Raw genomic sequence first — 15,652 nt, 5'->3', positions numbered from 1 at the left:
AAGATTCCTTGGAGAGCATAACCCTCAGTATATTCAGGGCTTAATTGATCGTCTGCTTCCAGTGATTTAGACTCAGGGCTATGGATCAAATTAATTTCTGGATTGGCATCGTTGCCACCATCGCATTTGCTGTCACGGGCGTTCTTGCCATAGCCGATCGCGGCGTCGATCTTTTTGGTGTTCTGGTTCTAGGTGTGATTACCGCCATTGGTGGTGGAACTGTACGCGACATTATTTTAGACGTGCCTGCCTTTTGGTCGATTGCCCAAATTTATATTTGGGTGGCATTGGGCGCCTGCATAGTTACTTTCGTAGCTGAGTCTTTTTTTACACAACCGCAGATTTATCGCTGGATGCTATATATAGACGGTCTTGGCGCCGCCTTGTTTGGTATTCAGGGAGCCGATAAGGCGTGGAACTTGGGGTTTGGATTACCAGTAGCCCCGGTGATTTTGGGGGTGGTGACGGCGATTGGCGGTGGTTTGCTGCGCGATATTTTGGCCGGTAGAAAAACATTGCTCATGTCCCATGAGCTTTATGCAATCCCAGTAACTTTAGGTTGCTGCGTCTATGTTCTGATTTTAAATTTCTTTCCCGCCTTAACGCTAGAGGGATCAGTACTTTGCATGCTCGCTATTTTTGGCTTACGCGCAGCCGCCATTTACTGGGATCTGCGCGTACCCAAATTGTTTATTACTAAAACGCGCTAACAGCACCATCGCTACGAGGGTCCCAGCCACCGCGAAGCGTGCCAGATGGATCGCGAATAATGCAGCCTGCATGACCGACGGTTTCATCAAAGGCATCTAGCATTTCAATCTCATGTCCTAAAGCATGGAGTTCTTTGGCAACCCATGGGCTAAAACGCGATTCTAGCTTTAGGCTGTCGCTGGTTTGACCCCAGGTTCTACCTAGGAGCCAACGCGGACGACTAATGGCATCTTGCGGGTCAAGCCCGTAAGTTGCTGTGCGAGTAAAGACGGCGCATTGCGTTTGTGGCTGTCCATCGCCACCCATCGTGCCGTACACCATGGATCGACCATCTTTAAATAAAGCCATTGCTGGGTTTAATGTATGAAATGGCTTTCGGTAAGGCTCAAGGTGATTGAGTGTCTTTGTATCCAGTGAGAAGCTGCAGCCACGGTTTTGCCAGTTCACGCCTGATTTAGGAAGAACAATTCCGGCGCCAAACTCGTGATAAATGCTTTGAATGAATGAAACACAATTACCGTTACCGTCAATGACGCCCATCCAGATGGTATCTGCCGGCCCTTTGCCTTGACCCCAAGGCAAAGCCTTCTCAGGATCAATATTCTTGGCGAGTTTTTTTAGAAACGCGGGGGATAAGAATGACTGCGCATTTCTTGTCATGTACGCCGGGTCAGTCACAAATTGATCGCGCACTTTAAAGGCTTGCTTGGTAGCTTCAACACAGTGGTGGACATATTCCGCACTGTCGACTTTGAAGCGCTTGAGATTAAGTTGATCCAATATTCCAATAATCATCAAGGACACAACGCCTTGGGTTGGCGGCGTCATGTTGTACACATTGCCTAGGCTATGCTTTAGTTCAAGCGGATCAATGAGTTTGGCTTGGTGGCGATGCAGGTCTCCAAGTCGGAGGGGGCTACCAATCTCTGTGAGCTCTTTGGCTAGCAGGTCAGCCAAATCACCGCGATAGTAATCCTCCGTCCCATTCCGCGAAATTTGGCGCAAGGTCTTGGCGAGACGCTCTTGCTTAAAGATGCTGCCTGTTAATGGCGCTTTGCCATCCACAAGGAATGTTTCAGCAAATCCAGGAATGTTAATGAGTTCTGAGCGTTTTTTGGTAGTCAGGCTTGATTGACTATTGGTAACGGGAACGCCTTCCTCTGCATAATGAATGGCATCCGCCAGCAAGCGGGATAGGGGAAGTGTGCCACCTAAACCTTGTTTTGAGAGTTGCTGTGCTGCACCCCATCCAGAGATAGTGCCTGCAACGGTATTCGCTGCCACTGCGCCCCTAAAAGGAATGGCCTTGGTAATTCCTCGCTCGGCATACCAATTTTTAGTCGCTAAGCCAGCAGCTGCACCGCAGGCATCAATGCCACCCATGGCTTTACCTGGGGAGTGCACCACCCAGAAAGAGTCGCCGCCAATCGAGTTCATGTGGGGGTACACGACAGCGATGGTGGCCGCAGCAGCTACCATCGCTTCTAATGCATTGCCACCTTCGCGCAGTACTGCTAAGGCTGATTCTGACGCTAGTGAGTGTGGCGCTACCGCCATCCCTCGAATACCCCATTTTTGTTGCATTACTAAAACCCCTTTGACTGCTGTCTCAATATTTATTGTTATTTATTCTCTCGTAACTGACGTTCAATGTCAGAGCTGGAGTCTACCGTAATCTCATTTTGCTCTACACCGGCCAATGGATCAACAGAGGGCCCGCTGGCATCAAAGACGGCTGTAGGTTTATCAACAAAATAAGTCACAGTTTCTGGGATAAAGATGATGATGGCAACTAAGATTAGTTGCAAGCCAACCCAGGGAAGGGCCCCATAGTAAATGTCGGAGCTCTTGACAGATTTCGGTGCCACACCCCGAAGATAAAACAAGGCAAATCCGAATGGTGGATGCATGAATGAGGTTTGCATGTTTGCACCCAGCAAAACGCCAAACCAAATAAGATCAATACCCAACTTTTCAGCAACAGGTGCTAACAGCGGAATAATGATGAAGGCAATCTCAAAGTAATCCAAGAAAAAAGCTAAGAAGAAAACAAACAAGTTCACTGCGATTAAGAATCCAACTTGCCCACCTGGGAGCCCAGAGAGTAGATTTTCGATCCAGAGATCGCCATCCACACCTCTAAACGCCAGACCGAATACAGTGGAACCAATCAGGATAAAGATCACCATGGCATTGATGCGCATGGTAGAAGTCATTGCCTCCCAGACTAAAGGCTTTTTAAGACGATTGTTCATTGCTGCCAGAACCAAGGCGCCAACAGAGCCCATCGCACCACCTTCAGTTGGTGTAGCAAGACCCATCAAGATAGTGCCAAGCACTAAGAAGATCAGGGCAATCGAGGGAACAATGCCCCACAGAATTTTCTTGAGTAATTTCCAGTCAATTTTAGGGCGAGCCTCTGGTGGAAGAGCTGGCACATCTTGTGGTCTAAAAATTGAGAGAAAGAAAATAAACAAACAAAACAGCACTATTTGAATAATGGATGGTCCAATAGCACCGGCATACATATCTCCAACTGACTTGCCCAGTTGATCAGCCAGCACAATTAAGACGAGTGATGGTGGAATCAGCTGAGTAATAGTCCCTGACGCTGCAATAACGCCAGTTGCAACGCGTGGGTTATATCCATAGCGCAACATAATTGGCAGGGAGATAAGGCCCATTGCAATGACTGAAGCTGCGACCGTACCTGTGATTGCTCCCAGTATGGCGCCCACAATAATGACGGCATAGGCAAGGCCGCCCCGGACTGGACCGAATAACTGCCCCAATCCCTCAAGCATGTCTTCTGCTAAGCCGCACTTTTCAAGAATAGCTCCCATGAACGTAAAGAAGGGGATGGAGAGCAAAAGGTCATTGGAAAGAATGCCAAAGACTCTATCTGGAAGGGCTTGCAAAAAGGTGGGTTGGAACATGCCCATCTCGATGCCGATAAAGGAAAAGAATAAGCCAACAGCGCCAAGAGAAAAGGCTGCAGGATATCCAATTAACAAAAATAGAATCAGACCCCCAAACATAATGGGGGCCATCAGATCATGACTAATCATTGCAAAGGTCTTTCGTACTTAGGATCGATTTTGATCACGCCAATGATGGCTGCGTATCGTTTGATGATTTCAGACAGACCCTGAAGGGTCAGCAAGAAAAAGCCGAGGGTAATGGCGCCGCGAACTGGCCATCGAATGAGTCCACCGGGATTACTTGAGGTTTCGTTCTGAATCACTGAGGTAATAAAAAATTCCCAGGAGTAATACCCAATGACGATAGTCACCGGTAGGAAGAAAACAATGCCTCCGCAGAAATCCAGCCAGAGGCGAACTTTGTTCGGGTACATCGCATAAAGCACATCCACCCGAACATGTTCATTAAGGCGAAACGTAGTGGCAGCACCGAACATCACCATCCCGGCAAATAAATACCACTGCGCTTCTAACCAGCCATTGGAACTGAAGTTAAAGCTATACCGGATCAACGCATTTGCAGTGCTGACCAGTACGGCAAGTAACACCAACCAGCTCGCTAGTACACCAAAACGGTCATTTAGGCGATCAACGAAACTTGAAAAAACTAATAATTGTTTTGGCATATCAACTTATCGGTAGGTTCTTATTTGACTGGGTTCGTCAACATAAAGCTCATGAGCGTCTGTTCTGCAACTTTGTTCCAAAGCATTTGGTCGTTGCGGAATTTCTTCCATGGCTCATATATCTTCTTGAAGGACGGATTCTTGGCAGCCTCTTCTTCATACATCTCAAAGGCCGCATTCGATGCTGCTTTCATGATTTCTGTTGAGTAAGACTGAAGTTTCACGCCGTTCTTAATCAAGCTCTGTAAGGCGATTGGGTTTTTGTAGTCATACTCGGCCATCATGTCGATATTGCATTCAGCGCAAGCGGAAGTAAAAGCCTCTTGATACTGCTTGGGTAACTTTTCCCATTCCTTAATGTTGACGTACATGGAATACATGGAGCACGCTTCCCACCATCCTGGGTAGTAGTAGTAAGGAGCAATCTTGTAGAAGCCTAACTTTTCATCGTCATATGGCCCAACCCACTCAGCTGCGTCGATAACACCCTTCTCAAGAGCTGGGTAAATATCGCCACCAGCAATTTGCTGTGGAATTGCGCCAAGGCGTGACATCACTTCGCCACCCAAGCCGGCAATACGCATTTTTAATCCCTTGAGGTCGGCAACAGTCTTGACGGGTTTTTTAAACCAGCCACCCATTTGAGTTCCAGTATTACCTGCCGGGAAAGAAACAATGCTGTAGTCACGCAAAAATTCACGCTGGAGTTTTAAACCCCCACCCCAATACATCCAAGCATTCTGTTGACGTTGATTCATGCCAAAAGGTACTGTTGTATCAAAAGCAAAAGTCTTATTTTTTCCAACGAAGTAATAGCCGGCGGTATGGGTGCACTCGACGGTGCCTTGTTGCACAGCGTCTACAGTGCCAAATGCTGGAACAATCTCACCGGCACCAAAAATACGAATCTGAAACTTGCCATCGGTCAGGGCTGCCACTCGCTTAGAAATGTATTCGCCACCACCGTAAATTGTGTCCAAGCTTTTAGGGAAGCTAGAGGCACAGCGCCACTTCACTTCAGGCATGGATTGAGCTATGGCTGGAGCTGCCAATACACCGGCAGCGGCACCTAATGCAGTTTTACTTAAAAAGTCACGTCTTTTCATTTGTCTTGCTCCTTAAATTAATTATTTTTTTAGTGCACTGCCGAATGCGGACTACAAATGCAATTAAATCGGGATACAAATAAGTGCTAAATTAGATTTGCACCTAAATTGGGCTGCTAGCAACATCTTGGTGCAAGTGCGTTTTATGAGAATGCATCAAATGCGTTGCAACAATTCCACATTTATGGGGAAAACCCCGACCCAATTTGATGGGGAATTACCCTAAGTAGTGGATTTCTTTAGATTTTTTCAAGACATAATCGACACGTTGTTTTTTATTTCATTAAAAATAGTTAGGAGCTACTGATGTCAACATCAACTAAAGCAGCCCCAATGACCGCTGAAGAGCGCAAAGTTATTTTTGCTTCCTCTTTAGGTACGGTTTTTGAGTGGTACGACTTTTATCTTTACGGTTCATTGGCTGCTGTTATCGCCAAGCAATTCTTCTCAGGCCTAGATGCAGGCTCAGCCTTCATTTTCGCTTTGCTAGCGTTTGCTGCCGGTTTTATCGTTCGCCCTTTCGGCGCCTTGGTATTTGGTCGCTTAGGTGATTTGATTGGTCGTAAATACACCTTCTTGGTGACGATCCTGTTGATGGGCGGCGCCACATTCATCGTGGGTATTCTGCCTAACTACGCCACTATCGGTGTTGCTGCTCCTGTGATCTTGATCGCATTGCGCATGCTTCAAGGTTTGGCTTTGGGTGGTGAATACGGCGGTGCTGCAACTTACGTTGCTGAGCATGCTCCTCACGGTCGTCGTGGTGCTTACACAGCTTGGATTCAGACAACAGCTACTCTTGGCTTGTTCTTGTCCTTGCTCGTGATTTTGTTCACACGTGAATTCACTGGCGCAGACTTTGATGTTTGGGGCTGGCGTGTTCCTTTCATTCTTTCTATTGGTCTTTTAGCTGTTTCTGTTTGGATCCGTTTATCAATGAACGAATCTCCAGCTTTTAAGAAGATGAAAGATGAAGGCAAATTGTCTAAAGCACCTTTGACAGAGTCATTCGGTCAATGGAAAAACTTGAAGATTGTTATCTTGGCATTGTTTGGTCTGGTTGCAGGTCAAGCGGTGGTTTGGTACACAGGTCAGTTCTACGCTTTGTTCTACCTCACGCAAGTGTTAAAGGTGGACGCTAAGACTGCGAACTTGTTGATTGCCGCTTCATTGGTAATCGGCACACCATTCTTCGTGATATTCGGCGCATGGTCAGACAAGATTGGTCGTAAAGTGATCATCATGAGTGGCTTGTTATTGGCTGTCATCACTTACATTCCAAATACACCAGTTTCCGTGTTCAATGCTTTGACTCACTTTGCTAACCCAGCGTTAGAAAAGGCGATGGCAACAGCACCAGCCACAATTACTGCTGACTTAAACGAATGTACCTTCCAGTTCAACCCAACTGGTACAGCGAAGTTCACAAGTTCTTGCGATATCGCAAAGCAAGTGATGGCTTCCAACTCTGCTAGCTATAGCACTGTTGCTGGTCCTGCTGGCGGTGTTGCGGTTGTGAAGATTGGTGATACAGAAATCACTGGTTACTCAGCAAAAGGCTTAGCTCCAGCTGATGCGAAAGCAAAAGATGCTGAGTTCAAGAAGGCAATTCGTGAGTCTTTGAATGCTGCCGGCTACCCAGCTAAAGCTGATTCATCACAAATCAATTACGTAGCTGTATTGCTCTTGTTGGTGTACTTGGTGATTTTGGTAACCATGGTTTATGGCCCAATCGCAGCGATGTTAGTTGAGATGTTCCCAACTCGTATTCGCTACACCTCTATGTCCTTGCCATACCATATTGGTAACGGTTGGTTCGGTGGCTTGTTGCCAACGATCTCCTTCGCCTTGGTAGCGCAGAACGGTAACATTTACTACGGTCTCTGGTACCCAATCATCATTGCTGCAATGACATTGGTAATCGGTGTGCTGTTTGTTAAAGAAACTAAAGACGTAGATATTTACGCTAAAGACTAAGCTTCACTGGTCTGTTTCAAAAACTAAACCCGACCACTAAGTGGTCGGGTTTTTTATTGCCAAAATTAATCCCAAAGATTTTTTTGATTGCCGCGGTTAAACAGGGTCTTGTTTTGATCTGCTATCGAGGTGACTCTCTGGCCTGGGATGACTTTGATGTCTAAGCCCACTGTAAGTGTGCCCATTTGATTGACACGTAAGTACCACCCGCTGAATCCAGATTGCAGCATGGCTTTCGCTGCGCCTTTGTATCCCATCTTGGCATTAAACTTAAAGCAAGGTTCACGTAACTTGACTACGGTAAATTCAAGATCACCAATTTGAATTCTGTCGCCGATATATACCCCAGTTTCAAGCAAGCCTTCTATTGTGAAGTTTTCTCCAAAGGCGCCAAGTGGAAGATTGACTAATTTCTTTGTTTCACGAGTCAGGAGCTCATTCCAAAAAGCGTAGTGCTCAACTGGATAAACATAAATCGCTTTCTCAAGTCCTCCATGGACGGATGGATCTGCCTGTTCATCTCCTGCTACACCGAGTCTGGTAATTTCAACTGGGACTGGATTATTCAGGTTGCTGATAGATTCCTTGTTGATAGCAGAAGCAACGCTTTTATAGTTTGGGTGATGGGATCCAAAAAGAGGCATGACTTTGCCAGACGAGATCGATAGAAGGCGCATATGTGCTGATGACTGATAAGATGAATTGATCCAACTAGGAAAGTAAATGATGCATCTTTATAGGTTAGCAGTGGTAGCTTTTCTTTGTACGCTTGCAAGTCAGGCTGTATTTGCCAAATGGGATGAGGAGCGGGATGCCACTACGAATGGTAAAGACGAGTTGGTCTATTACTACAAAGCCAATGATCAAGGGCAAAAGCTGGTCTTAGATAAATATGTCAAGCGTCTAATATTTATTCAGCCTGATCGCTTTTACAAGCGGACGATTCGATTGATTAAAGTGGATGGTCAACCCATAGAAGTGATGAGTGACCCCTTTTCGCGCTTCCCGGAGCAAACTGCCATCACCTTTGAAAATAAGGATGAGGTTCTTAAAAAGCTCTTTTTAGCTAAGAAAATCGAGGTTTTTATTCGCTATAACCGTGATGAGGCAATGAGCGTTTTTCAGATTAAGTGAGATTTAATTAGCTTGGGATTACTGGGGTTTTCCTGATGTACATATGCGCTATTCGGAATACGATGATTGCTATTCTTAAGGAGAAGTGAGTAATGTCAATTCGGGATAAAGATCTCATTGGTCGACGCAACGCAATCAAAATGGGTGTTGCCTCCCTTTCATCGGTAGGGCTAATTTCTGCTGTTGAGGCGCATACTGCAGAAGTAGTCTCGACACCATTTGTGGTCGCTCAAACCCTGATACCGATTGCGGGTAGCGATGCTGAATTCCCTGTACGCCGTATTTACTGCATTGGCAGAAACTATGCGGCACATGCCCGTGAGATGGGATCGGATCCAACGCGTGAGCCACCATTCTTTTTTCAAAAGCCAACCGATGCGATTCAATTTGTAGCGCCAAATAAGATAATCGACCATCCCTATCCCTCGCTGACCAAAAACTATCACTACGAGGTTGAGTTGGTCGCTGCCCTTAATAAAGGGGGAAAAAATATCCCCGTAGAAAAAGCCCTTGAGCATGTATTTGGTTATGCCTTGGGTTTGGATATGACTCGTCGTGATTTGCAGCGCTTTATGGGCGACCAAAAGAAGCCCTGGGAGATTGGTAAGTCATTTGATCATTCCGCCCCTATTGGGCCGATCTTCCGGGTTGGTCAAGTTGGCCACTTTACGAAGGGCGCGATTTCACTTTCTGTAAACGGAGTTGTGAAACAGAAGGCGAATTTAGAGCAAATGATTTGGTCGGTGGCAGAGCAAATTGCCAAATTATCCGAAGCAAATGAATTATTTCCTGGCGACATCATCTACTCTGGTACGCCTGAGAATGTGGGGCCGGTTGTCCGTGGCGACATAGTTCGTTGCAGCATCGATAATTTGCCGGATTTAACTATTAAGATCATTTGATTGCCTGGTTCATTAGGGTCAAAGTAGATAAATTGAGGATTTTGATCAAATAAGCTAAAATCTGACGTTCGGCGATTTAGCTCAGTTGGTTAGAGCGATGGAATCATAATCCACAGGTCCGGGGTTCGAATCCCTGAATCGCCACCAAATCAAAAGGCCATTGCCCACCGGCAGTGGCCTTTTTCTTAGGTAATGTCACTGGGATTTGATTGATGGCTAAATTTTGGAATTTTGTACTTTTCCAGGCTGGTTGGTTTGCTTGCATTATTGGCGCCGCCAATCAGCAGGTGTTTTGGCCTGTAGTCGCTACCTTGGTCTACCTTGCCATTCATAGCTGGCGCTCCCCTCGGCCCCTGTCGGAGCTAAAACTTCTTTTTAAGGCGGCTCTATTTGGGGTGGCAGTCGACACGCTGGTAGCCAATTGGGGCTTTTTAAGCTTTCAAAACCCTTGGCCAAGCGCTTATCTCTCACCATTTTGGATGTGGACGCTGTGGGCTTTAGTTGCCAGCACCATCAATAGTTCTTTGGCTTGGCTACGGGGCAAACCTATCCTGGGTGGGGTGCTAGGAGCAATTGCAGGGCCCATGTCCTATGAGGCTGGGGTCAGAATGGGCGCAGGGGCATGGGGTGTTAATGGCCAAATTGGCGGACTCATTCTGCTGGGCCTGGCCTGGGGTATAGCCATCCCCCTCTTTTTCTATTGGGATCGACCCGTAGGATCGGCCCTATTAAAAAATCAGCCATAAATCCTTTAAAAGTCGCTTGCAAATACTACTGTTTTTATATACAGTTAGTTGCATGTTGATAAAAAACTCAAAAAACTCAAAAAACAGCCTAACTAATAGTGAAAAGGGATCAAACATGGCCTTGGACGATAAGAAAAAATCAGCCTCATCCGAATTTGACGGCATGAGCGGAGACAAGCAAAAAGCATTGACTGCCGCCTTGGCGCAAATTGAGAAGCAATTTGGTAAGGGCTCAATCATGAGATTGGGCGATGCAGAGATTCATCAAGATATTCAAGTGGTATCAAGTGGCTCTTTGGGTTTAGATATTGCCCTTGGGGTTGGTGGTTTAGCGCGTGGGCGCGTGATTGAGATTTACGGTCCTGAGTCTTCCGGTAAGACAACGCTGACTTTGCATGCGATTGCAGAGATGCAAAAGATTGGTGGAACTTGCGCCTTTATCGATGCTGAGCATGCATTGGATGTTCAATACGCCTCACGTCTTGGCGTAGATGTTAATAATTTATTGATCTCACAGCCGGATACTGGCGAACAAGCTTTAGAAATTGCTGATGCCCTGGTTCGCTCAGGCTCCATCGATCTGATCGTAATTGACTCTGTAGCAGCTTTGGTTCCAAGGGCGGAGATCGAGGGCGATATGGGTGATTCCTTGCCTGGCTTACAAGCACGCTTAATGAGCCAAGCCTTACGTAAGCTGACTGGTGCGATCAAGCGTACCAATACAACCGTCATCTTTATTAACCAGATTCGCATGAAGATTGGTGTGATGTTTGGTTCGCCTGAAACGACTACCGGTGGTAATGCGCTGAAGTTTTACGCGACTATGCGTTTGGACATTCGTCGTATCGGTAGCATTAAGAAGGGTGATGAAGTTGTAGGCAATGAGACCCGCGTGAAGGTTGTGAAGAACAAGGTTGCCCCACCATTCCGTGAAGCAATTTTCGACATCATGTACGGCCATGGTATTTCCAGAGAAGGTGAAATTATCGATATGGGTGTTGAAGCCGATATCGTTGAGAAATCAGGCTCTTGGTATGCATACAACGGCGATCGCATTGGTCAAGGGAAAGACAATGTGCGCGAGTTTTTAAAAGAGAATCCAGCCATTGCTCAAGATATCGAATCTAAGATTCGTGCGAAATTAGGTGTAAAAGCTGGGACAGTGGTAGTTAGCGACGTTGTGAGCGAAGAAGAGGAAGCGTAATCGCTCAATGTCAGAGTTAGACCGCAGCACTAAGAAAGGTAATAAACAAAGCCCGAGTCTCAAAGCTCGGGCTTTGCGCCTTTTGTCGATGCGAGAGTACAGCCGAAAAGGCTTAGCCTCCAAGCTTGCAGAATCCGCAGCAAGGATGCTGAAATTGCGCCCGCTTGAAGGGGATTCAGGGCTAGCAGTGCCAGAAATACCCTTGGAAGTTCAGATTGAAGCGGTTTTGGATGATTTTGAGGCCCGTGGTTGGCTTTCTGACCAGCGCTTTGCAGAGGCCTTAGTTCGGCGCCGTAGCGAGCGGTTTGGTGCCCGCAAAATTCAAGACGAGCTTGCGCAGGCTGGCGTAGATAGCTCAAAGACTGCAGATCTCCTCAAGAATCTAAAAGAAACTGAATATCAAAGGGCTCACGAACTGTGGTTACGGAAATTTGGGGTGCTAGCGACAGACCAAAAAGAGCGTGCCCGCCAGTATCGTTTTCTAGCTTCTAAGGGCTTTAGCTCTGCTGTTGTATCTAAGGTGGTGGCAGGACGCCCTGATTAGGGCAACTACGGATCCAATATGCCATGTTGCCGCATTGCAGCATGCTAGACTTATAGAGTCGGTGAAGCCCCTCCCATTTATTTCAGTTAACTTCTTAAAGTTAGTCATAGAGTAAGTAGGCAATTAAGGCGAAATCGGTTTTACTAATCCTCATCGCTTGCTAAAAAAGATACCGTTTCGGGAGTAATAATGAAAATTCACGAGTACCAAGGCAAAGAATTACTACGCCAATTTAATGTGCCTGTTCCAAATGGCATCCCTGTATTTAGTGTTGATGAGGCAATTAAAGCAGCCGAAAAGCTAGGTGGCCCTGTATGGGTTGTTAAAGCGCAAATTCATGCGGGCGGTCGCGGTAAAGGCGGCGGCGTAAAGTTAGCAAGAAGCATGGACGAAGTGAAGAAATATGCTTCTGAAATCTTGGGTATGCAATTAAAAACCCATCAAACTGGCCCGGAAGGTCAAAAAGTAAACCGTCTCTTAATTGAGGATGGTGCTGATATTAAAAAAGAGTACTACTTTAGTATCGTTACTGATCGTGGCACACAGAAGAATGTCATCATGGCTTCTAGTGAAGGTGGCATGGATATTGAAGAGGTTGCAGAATCTCATCCAGAAAAAATTATTAAAGTATTTGTTGACCCATTGATTGGTTTGACAGATGCTGATTGCGACATTATTGCTAAAGGTATTGGTGTTCCAGATGCCTCTATTCCAATGGCAAGTGATGTGTTCAAGAATTTGTACAAGACTTATTGGGATACCGATGCTTCATTGGTGGAAATCAACCCATTAATCCTTGAAGGCAATGGCAAGATTAAGGCGCTAGACGCTAAATTCAACTTCGATCCAAATGCTTTGTATCGTCATCCAGAAATCGTGGCTTACCGCGATATCGATGAAGAAGATGCAGCTGAGATTGAGGCTTCTAAGTTTGACTTGGCTTACATTTCACTCGACGGCAACATTGGTTGCTTAGTGAATGGTGCAGGCTTGGCAATGGCTACGATGGATACAATTAAGTTGTTTGGTGGCGAGCCAGCAAACTTCTTGGATGTTGGCGGTGGCGCTACTGCAGAGAAGGTTACCGAGGCCTTCAAGATCATGCTCAAGAACAAGAGTGTTGAAGCGATTTTGGTGAACATTTTCGGCGGCATTATGCGTTGCGATGTGATCGCTGATGGCGTGGTTACAGCATGTAAAGCGGTGAACTTGACTGTACCTTTGGTTGTGCGCATGAAGGGTACCAACGAGGAGTTGGGCAAGAAAATTCTTGCAGACTCTGGTTTGCCAATCATTAGCGCCGATTCAATGGCTGAAGCTGCTACTAAGGTAGTTGCTGCTGTTGCGAAAAACAAATAATCAAGGAACTTCAATATGTCTATTTTGGTAAATAAAAATACTAAAGTAATTACTCAAGGTATTACTGGTAAGACTGGCCAATTCCACACTGAGAAGTGCCAAGAATACGCAAACGGTAAAAACTGTTTTGTTGCTGGTGTAAATCCTAAAAAAGCTGGCGAGTCTATTTTCAATATTCCAATTTATGGAACTGTAAAAGAAGCCGCTCAGCAAACTGGTGCTACTGCTTCTGTAATTTATGTTCCACCTCCTGGTGCTGCTGCTGCCATTTGGGAAGCTGTTGAAGCGGACCTCGATTTTGTCATTTGTATTACTGAAGGCATTCCAGTCAAGGACATGCTGGAAGTTCGTAACAGGATGACGGCAAAAGAAGCGGCTGGCGGCAAGAAGACTTTGTTGCTCGGGCCAAATTGTCCTGGGATCATTACTCCAGATGAAATCAAAATCGGCATCATGCCCGGCCATATTCATAAAAAAGGTCGTATTGGTGTTGTTAGCCGTTCAGGCACTTTGACTTATGAAGCGGTTGGTCAATTGACAGCAATTGGTTTGGGTCAATCCACTGCAGTGGGTATTGGTGGCGACCCCATCAATGGCTTAAAGCACATTGACATCATGAGAATGTTCAATGAAGACCCTGATACTGATGCGGTCATTATGATTGGCGAAATTGGTGGGCCTGACGAAGCTGAAGCAGCTCTCTGGTGCAAAGCCAATATGAAAAAGCCAATTGTGGGCTTTATTGCTGGTGTAACAGCGCCTCCTGGAAAGCGTATGGGCCATGCTGGCGCATTGATTTCTGGTGGTGCCGATACTGCTGATGCAAAGCTTGCAGTAATGGAAGAATGCGGCTTTAAAGTAACCAGAAACCCTTCAGAAATGGCTGCTTTACTCAAAGCTATGTTGTAATCAATAAAAGCATGCTGATAATCAGCATGCTTTTTGCAATACCCTGTAGTCAAAACTAAAATATATAAGGTACGGAGACATTATGGATTTTTCAGCATTTTCAGATGCAACGTTTTGGGCGGCATTACTCTCAATTATCGTGGCGAATATTTTGTTATCTGGTGATAACGCGGTGGTCATTGCTTTGGCTTCCCGTAATCTGCCGCCTGCCCAGCAAAAGAAGGCAATATTTTGGGGTAGTGCTGCAGCCATCATCTTGCGGGTGGTGCTCACTATTACCGCCGTTGCACTTTTAACTCTCCCGTACCTAAAGCTTGTTGGCGCAATTTTGCTCGTCTATATCGGGGTTCAGTTATTAGCCGATAGTGAAGGCGAAGAGCATATGGAAGGCAAGACAAGTATTTGGGCAGCTATTCGTACGATTTTGATTGCCGATTTAGTGATGAGCTTGGACAACGTTTTGGCAGTTGCAGCAGCGGCTCAAAAAGGTCCTCAAGAGACTCAACTTCTATTGTTGATTATTGGCTTGGGTATGTCTATTCCATTGATTATTTTTGGTAGCGCTATGTTGCTAAAAGTGATGGAGCGTTTCCCAATCATCATTACTTTGGGCGCAGGTCTTTTAGGCTTTCTAGCTGGTGGCATGTTGGTCGAGGATCCAGCAATTAAAGATAGCATTCAAGCTGCATTAGGCGATGCTAAGTTAGCCTTTGAGGTGATTGGTGTTGCGATTGTGATTCTCCTTGGTACCTATATGAAGAAAAGAAATGCTGCTAAAGCAGCGCACTAATTTTCATTCGCGTTAATCAGAAAAGCCAGACTCTATGAACTGACCCACAAAAGTTGGACAGTTTAATCAGGTTAGCACGAGGGATTGAGTTCGGTATTGAACCGGGCTCAATCCCTTTAGTTTTTCCTTGATTCGATCATGGTTGTAGTAGTGGATGTAGTCCTTAAGCTCCGTTTTAAATGATTGAACATCTGAGAACTTCTTTTGGTAGAAGAACTCGGTTTTCATAATCCCAAACCAGTTTTCCATGACTGCGTTATCCAGACAGTTGCCTTTTCTAGACATGCTTTGGCTAAGACCTTGTACCTTCAAAGCCTGTTGATAAATCCCCATTTGGTATTGCCAGCCTTGGTCTGAGTGCAGCATAGGTTGCTCACTATTACCCAGTCTTTTAAAAGCACTTTTGAGCATCTCCATCACCGAGCGGATCTGAGGTCTATCAGCGATCTCATAAGAGACGATCTCTTGGTTATACAGATCCAATATTGGCGAGAGGTAAACCTTCTCGCCTTTAATATTGAACTCAGTGACATCGGTGACCCACTTTTGATTGGGCTTGTTAGCTGCAAAGTTACGCTGCAGTAAATTGGGAGCTGTTTTACCAACAGCGCCCCTATAGGACTGATAGCGCTTAGGGCGCACGGTGGATTTAAGCCCCAGTTG

At 45.9% G+C, this 15,652-nt stretch carries 16 protein-coding genes and 1 tRNA gene; 11 read left to right on the top strand and 6 right to left on the bottom strand.

The features are described from left to right. Positions 1 to 80: 80 nt before the first annotated feature. Positions 81 to 710: a trimeric intracellular cation channel family protein gene (locus CBI30_RS00665; protein ID WP_088526428.1), complete on the top strand. Its 630-nt coding sequence runs from the start codon at positions 81 to 83 to the stop codon at positions 708 to 710. Here the strand turns inward: CBI30_RS00665 and CBI30_RS00660 are convergent. The 4 genes from CBI30_RS00660 to CBI30_RS00645 are packed head-to-tail and all read right to left on the bottom strand — an operon-like array spanning position 697 to position 5,424. Continuing rightward, positions 697 to 2,295, bottom strand: a complete 1,599-nt coding sequence (locus CBI30_RS00660; protein WP_206075512.1) for a gamma-glutamyltransferase family protein — start codon at positions 2,293 to 2,295, stop codon at positions 697 to 699. The genes CBI30_RS00665 and CBI30_RS00660 overlap by 14 nt on opposite strands. 38 nt (positions 2,296 to 2,333) lie before the next feature. Further along, positions 2,334 to 3,779: a TRAP transporter large permease gene (locus tag CBI30_RS00655; protein WP_088526427.1), complete on the bottom strand. Its 1,446-nt coding sequence runs from the start codon at positions 3,777 to 3,779 to the stop codon at positions 2,334 to 2,336. Beyond that, positions 3,776 to 4,318, bottom strand: a complete 543-nt coding sequence (locus CBI30_RS00650) for a TRAP transporter small permease subunit (RefSeq protein ID WP_088526426.1) — start codon at positions 4,316 to 4,318, stop codon at positions 3,776 to 3,778. Before CBI30_RS00650 ends, CBI30_RS00655 begins: the two co-directional genes overlap by 4 nt. A gap of 20 nt (positions 4,319 to 4,338) precedes the next feature. Next, a complete protein-coding gene (locus CBI30_RS00645) occupies positions 4,339 to 5,424 on the bottom strand; it encodes a TRAP transporter substrate-binding protein (protein WP_088526425.1) in 1,086 nt (361 codons plus the stop codon). A 306-nt stretch (positions 5,425 to 5,730) separates the two neighbouring features. Between CBI30_RS00645 and CBI30_RS00640 the strand changes: the two genes are divergently transcribed. Then, positions 5,731 to 7,401, top strand: coding sequence for an MFS transporter (locus CBI30_RS00640; RefSeq protein WP_088526424.1), 1,671 nt, complete (start codon positions 5,731 to 5,733; stop codon positions 7,399 to 7,401). 65 nt (positions 7,402 to 7,466) lie between these two features. Here CBI30_RS00640 and CBI30_RS00635 read toward each other — a convergent pair whose 3' ends face one another. Continuing rightward, entirely contained in the window at positions 7,467 to 8,045 is a 579-nt protein-coding gene (locus tag CBI30_RS00635) for an MOSC domain-containing protein (RefSeq protein ID WP_240553453.1), read from the bottom strand. A 79-nt stretch (positions 8,046 to 8,124) separates the two neighbouring features. Between CBI30_RS00635 and CBI30_RS00630 the strand changes: the two genes are divergently transcribed. The 9 genes from CBI30_RS00630 to CBI30_RS00590 all read left to right on the top strand — a co-directional run bounded on the left by CBI30_RS00630 (position 8,125) and on the right by CBI30_RS00590 (position 14,989). After that, complete coding sequence (locus tag CBI30_RS00630) at positions 8,125 to 8,535, top strand: hypothetical protein (protein WP_088526422.1); 411 nt, start codon at positions 8,125 to 8,127, stop codon at positions 8,533 to 8,535. A 92-nt stretch (positions 8,536 to 8,627) separates the two neighbouring features. Continuing rightward, positions 8,628 to 9,437, top strand: a complete 810-nt coding sequence (locus CBI30_RS00625; protein ID WP_169711229.1) for a fumarylacetoacetate hydrolase family protein — start codon at positions 8,628 to 8,630, stop codon at positions 9,435 to 9,437. Between the two features lie 70 nt (positions 9,438 to 9,507). Continuing rightward, a tRNA-Met gene (locus CBI30_RS00620) sits at positions 9,508 to 9,584 on the top strand. Between the two features lie 65 nt (positions 9,585 to 9,649). Next, the gene (locus CBI30_RS00615) at positions 9,650 to 10,183 is read left to right on the top strand and encodes a DUF2878 domain-containing protein (RefSeq protein WP_088526421.1); all 534 of its coding nucleotides are present in this window, start codon (positions 9,650 to 9,652) and stop codon (positions 10,181 to 10,183) included. 121 nt (positions 10,184 to 10,304) lie between these two features. Continuing rightward, the gene (gene recA / locus CBI30_RS00610) at positions 10,305 to 11,387 is read left to right on the top strand and encodes a recombinase RecA (RefSeq protein WP_370652594.1); all 1,083 of its coding nucleotides are present in this window, start codon (positions 10,305 to 10,307) and stop codon (positions 11,385 to 11,387) included. A 7-nt stretch (positions 11,388 to 11,394) separates the two neighbouring features. After that, positions 11,395 to 11,931 (top strand): RecX family transcriptional regulator, encoded by a 537-nt coding sequence (locus CBI30_RS00605; protein ID WP_088526419.1) that lies wholly within the window; start codon positions 11,395 to 11,397, stop codon positions 11,929 to 11,931. 189 nt (positions 11,932 to 12,120) lie between these two features. After that, positions 12,121 to 13,290 carry an ADP-forming succinate--CoA ligase subunit beta gene (sucC, locus tag CBI30_RS00600; RefSeq protein ID WP_088526418.1) on the top strand — a complete coding sequence of 390 codons (1,170 nt, stop codon included), beginning with the start codon at positions 12,121 to 12,123 and terminating at the stop codon, positions 13,288 to 13,290. Between the two features lie 15 nt (positions 13,291 to 13,305). Beyond that, the gene (gene sucD / locus CBI30_RS00595) at positions 13,306 to 14,199 is read left to right on the top strand and encodes a succinate--CoA ligase subunit alpha (protein WP_088526417.1); all 894 of its coding nucleotides are present in this window, start codon (positions 13,306 to 13,308) and stop codon (positions 14,197 to 14,199) included. Positions 14,200 to 14,281: 82 nt separating this feature from the next. Further along, the gene (locus tag CBI30_RS00590; protein WP_088526416.1) at positions 14,282 to 14,989 is read left to right on the top strand and encodes a TerC family protein; all 708 of its coding nucleotides are present in this window, start codon (positions 14,282 to 14,284) and stop codon (positions 14,987 to 14,989) included. A 66-nt stretch (positions 14,990 to 15,055) separates the two neighbouring features. On the opposite strand, the gene CBI30_RS00585 is transcribed toward CBI30_RS00590, so the two are convergent. After that, on the bottom strand, positions 15,056 to 15,652 hold a 597-nt coding region (locus tag CBI30_RS00585; protein WP_143744334.1), incomplete at its 5' end, for an IS3 family transposase.

Origin of the sequence: Polynucleobacter aenigmaticus (assembly GCF_002206635.1) — a bacterium.
Classification (GTDB): domain Bacteria; phylum Pseudomonadota; class Gammaproteobacteria; order Burkholderiales; family Burkholderiaceae; genus Polynucleobacter; species Polynucleobacter aenigmaticus.
This window is presented reverse-complemented; position numbering and strand designations above follow the sequence as displayed.

Bases quoted from the DNA above. Each gene is read 5' to 3' on its own strand.
- CBI30_RS00645 (WP_088526425.1), bottom strand. From the start codon at position 5,424: ATGAAAAGACGTGACTTTTTAAGTAAAACTGCATTAGGTGCCGCTGCC.
- CBI30_RS00625 (WP_169711229.1), top strand. From the start codon at position 8,628: ATGTCAATTCGGGATAAAGATCTCATTGGTCGACGCAACGCAATCAAA.
- CBI30_RS00615 (WP_088526421.1), top strand. From the start codon at position 9,650: ATGGCTAAATTTTGGAATTTTGTACTTTTCCAGGCTGGTTGGTTTGCT.
- CBI30_RS00650 (WP_088526426.1), bottom strand. From the start codon at position 4,318: ATGCCAAAACAATTATTAGTTTTTTCAAGTTTCGTTGATCGCCTAAAT.
- CBI30_RS00640 (WP_088526424.1), top strand. From the start codon at position 5,731: ATGTCAACATCAACTAAAGCAGCCCCAATGACCGCTGAAGAGCGCAAA.
- CBI30_RS00635 (WP_240553453.1), bottom strand. From the start codon at position 8,045: ATGCCTCTTTTTGGATCCCATCACCCAAACTATAAAAGCGTTGCTTCT.
- CBI30_RS00665 (WP_088526428.1), top strand. From the start codon at position 81: ATGGATCAAATTAATTTCTGGATTGGCATCGTTGCCACCATCGCATTT.
- CBI30_RS00660 (WP_206075512.1), bottom strand. From the start codon at position 2,295: ATGCAACAAAAATGGGGTATTCGAGGGATGGCGGTAGCGCCACACTCA.
- CBI30_RS00590 (WP_088526416.1), top strand. From the start codon at position 14,282: ATGGATTTTTCAGCATTTTCAGATGCAACGTTTTGGGCGGCATTACTC.
- sucC (WP_088526418.1), top strand. From the start codon at position 12,121: ATGAAAATTCACGAGTACCAAGGCAAAGAATTACTACGCCAATTTAAT.
- CBI30_RS00655 (WP_088526427.1), bottom strand. From the start codon at position 3,779: ATGATTAGTCATGATCTGATGGCCCCCATTATGTTTGGGGGTCTGATT.
- CBI30_RS00605 (WP_088526419.1), top strand. From the start codon at position 11,395: ATGTCAGAGTTAGACCGCAGCACTAAGAAAGGTAATAAACAAAGCCCG.
- CBI30_RS00630 (WP_088526422.1), top strand. From the start codon at position 8,125: ATGATGCATCTTTATAGGTTAGCAGTGGTAGCTTTTCTTTGTACGCTT.
- sucD (WP_088526417.1), top strand. From the start codon at position 13,306: ATGTCTATTTTGGTAAATAAAAATACTAAAGTAATTACTCAAGGTATT.